The sequence below is a fragment of the Hydrogenophaga sp. 2FB genome, from assembly GCF_005503365.1.
Classification (GTDB): domain Bacteria; phylum Pseudomonadota; class Gammaproteobacteria; order Burkholderiales; family Burkholderiaceae_C; genus Hydrogenophaga.
Genome location: NZ_SCML01000110.1, coordinates 1 through 3,200 on the forward strand (window position 1 = coordinate 1; position 3,200 = coordinate 3,200).

At 59.7% G+C, this 3,200-nt stretch carries 1 protein-coding gene; it reads right to left on the reverse strand.

Going from position 1 to position 3,200, the window contains the following annotated elements:
• Positions 1-142: 142 nt before the first annotated feature.
• A complete protein-coding gene (locus FFS09_RS30325) occupies positions 143-3,055 on the reverse strand; it encodes a Tn3 family transposase (protein ID WP_012478196.1) in 2,913 nt (970 codons plus the stop codon).
• Between the last annotated feature and the right edge of the window lie 145 nt (positions 3,056-3,200).

The following is a 3,200-nucleotide window of genomic DNA, read 5'->3' on the forward strand; positions in this document are numbered from 1 at the left end:
GGGGTCGATTTGTTTTCGTTGTCAAAAGTGACGGTAGGAGATCGAGCACTGGCGTAGGGGTGGCCTGCCAAGCCATTGATTTCATTGGGTTTCCTGTTGATTTTTTTGATCGCCGTTTGAGGGCGCAAAAGCGTGCTCGGTTTCAACCGCCGGTCCCGGTTTTCGGCGTGGTCTGTGACGGCAGGATTTCACTGGCATAACGCTCCACTGGAAAGCGGAATACGCCCCTCAAATTGATACCTTGCAGCCGCGTCGGCGCAATTTTCCCCGTGAGCTCCGCCGGGATGACCTGACGCCGGTTGGCCCAGCGGTCCAGAACGGCCTGCATCTGGGTTGTGTTCCAGGCCATGATGATGTTGGCCAACAGACTCAAGGCGTCAGCCACCGCCTGCATTTCCTCGGCCCGCTTGGCCTGAGCCGGGCTCACTCTGCCGGTATAAATCGCCCGCTTCAAGGCATTGACCGCCTCACCCCGGTTGAGTACCCGACGCAGCTCATTCCTGAAGGCGTCTTTGACAAAGTAGTCGGCCAGGAACGCAGTTCGCAGCAAGCGCCCCAACTGAACACCCGCTTCGTAGATGGGGTCTCCCCGCGCCGCCGATCCAAATCTGGCCAGCGCTGCAACTGCGCTGGCGTTGCCGCTCATCACCGAGGCTGCCAAATGGACCAAGGTGTCCCAGTGCTTCTCAATCAAAGCGGTATCGACGGTAGCCTCGCAAACTGCTGCGATCTCCGGTGGAATGATCGTGCCACGCGGCACGTACAGATGACGCTGCTTCAATTCCTTCAGTCGTGGGCATAGATCGAACCCCAGTAGCCGGGCCAACGCCATGGCAAAGTCGGTGTAGCCGTGGGTGTCCACCGCCAACTGGCTGGTCTCGATGGATTCTTGGCGCACGACACCCTCAATGGCGACCCCTGCCTGGCGCTCATTGAGCACAAAAGGCTGCGCGTAGAAGATCCCCCATCGGTCACGCACATGGGAGTAGATGCCAATCGAGGACGTGTTGCGTCTTGGATCCTGTCGGGCCTGCCACACCCGTTGGGTGGTTTCCATGCTCATCATGTCGGACGACGCCAGGTCCGTGCGACCCCATGTCGCTGCAATGGGGTGCCGTTGCATGAACTCCAGCACCGCGTGGCAGGCTTGACTCAAGCGACGCTCGTCCCCGGCCCAACGCATGGCCTGACGGATGCTGGTGGCAGACAACTGCGGAATCATACGGGCGCATTCGGCCGCCGTCAGACTGGTGCCGTGGGCCATGATGCCGGCGTAGACCATCAGCAGCTCTTCTGTCGAACGTGGCTCGCGGCCAAGCATGATCCAGCTGAAACGTACCTGAGCGTCAACGGCCAGGATCACTTCTGGGAGTTGCACCTCACCGATCCTCAGGTCAAGTTTGGCCCTCAACTTAATCACCTCTGGATCTTCATCCTCTGCCGGCAATACTGAAAGGTGGAGTTCTTCGTCCACGCGCAGCACACCGCTGCGCGCGGCGACGGCCACTGCCTCCACGCCGGCGCGTACCTTGGCCAGCAACGGCTTCAAAAGTGTGGATGCATTGGCTGGCAGTGACAGTCGGGCATAGTGCCGTTTGGCTTCTTCCTGCCAGCGCGCATCAGTGAAGAACAGGCGTGCGCGGCCACGAAAGCTCAGGCTGTGCTCAATCCACACCGAACCGTTGCGCACGGCACGTCGCAATGAAAACAGGGTGGCCACCTCCAAGGCCCGAAACGCGCGCTCCCGGTCGGCACCCGCAATCGCGCCGCTCCAGACCGAACCCAAGCGAGGGGCGCTGACATCAGCAGGTAGTTCGCGAAGTTTGCCCGCGTACAGTTTCGTCAATTGGGCCAAGGCTGTGGTCACCGGGTGCTCGCTATTGGCCTGCCAGGGCAGCTTGGTGATTTCGGCCAGCAAAGAGCGCACGGGACGTATGGCGTCAAACAAACGCTCACGCACCACCGAGGCCCGGCTGGGTGGTTTGCCTTGCTGGCTGGCACTGAGCAGGGCAACAATTCGAGCCCGCAACTCCGCGTCTTGAAGTTCACCCTGGGCGACCAAACCAGCCAGCTCTGCCAGCAATGTCTTGTACAGGTCAGCCCAATTGACCGTCTCCGTGACACCTGCTGCGACCGTGCGCCAAAGATCGGCAACGCGCCGCTGAACCATCAAGATAGCTTGGTCTGTGCTGGTAAACAGGCAGTGCCGTAAAAAGCAGCCAACCTCCACTGTGCGAGCGGGTTCTTTGATCCTGGCCCCCACCGAGGGAGGCCTTGAAGCCAGGCGGCGTGCATAGCGCCGCACAATGAGACCGGACAGGTCGTCCAGGTGTTTGTGGACATTCAGGGCGTACAGCAGTTCGATTCGCTCGAACACCTCGCCAATTTGTTTGGTTGAGTGTTTGGCCGGTGCCGACCACAACCAGCTCTGCTGGGTTTGCCCATCCGGGCGCAATGCGGCCATGGCATCCCGCCAGCGCACCAGTTGTTCGGGCAGCACAGATGCCGCAATCGTTTTGGCTGTTTCTTCTTCGAGTTGTCCCAGCGCCGCTGTGACCAGGACACGGATGTCACGGTCGCGCAGGATCAGGATCTTGCTTTGATACAACCAGCGCCGAGCGAATACGAGCAATTGATCCCGATCGGCGCAGCGGGCCACCTCATCGCGCAGGGTGCGTACCAGGGCGCGACGTTGGTGCTCCGTCATCCAATGAAACCCCAGGACATCACAGGCCAGTTGTTGATGGTCAAAGAGGGTTCGACCGCGAACATACAGGGCTCGCAGGGATGCCAGTTCAACAGCAGTGATGCCGATTTCGTCACCCAGATGGCGCCACAGGGTTGTCGGAACGATGCGCACCGAATTCAGCAGGCGCCCGCTCAAGCGCAAGAAACCTATGTGCAGTGCCAGACCCAGCTTGTGGGCGTTGCTTCGGCGGGCGTTGATGAGCTCGCGCTCAGTACGGCTGTACGTGAAAAACGACTGAAGCTCGAAGGTGCTGATTTCCCTTGGCAGCTCTCGCAGGCCAAGGTAGGTTGTGTGCCAGCTTTGCATCTTGTGTCTCCGGTGATTGGGGCAGACACAATACGCCTGAAAAAGTGAACAGGAAAACCAATGAAATCAAGGGCTTATCAGACCACCCCTACGCCAGTGCTCGATCTCCTACCGTCACTTTTGACAACGAAAACAAATCGACCCC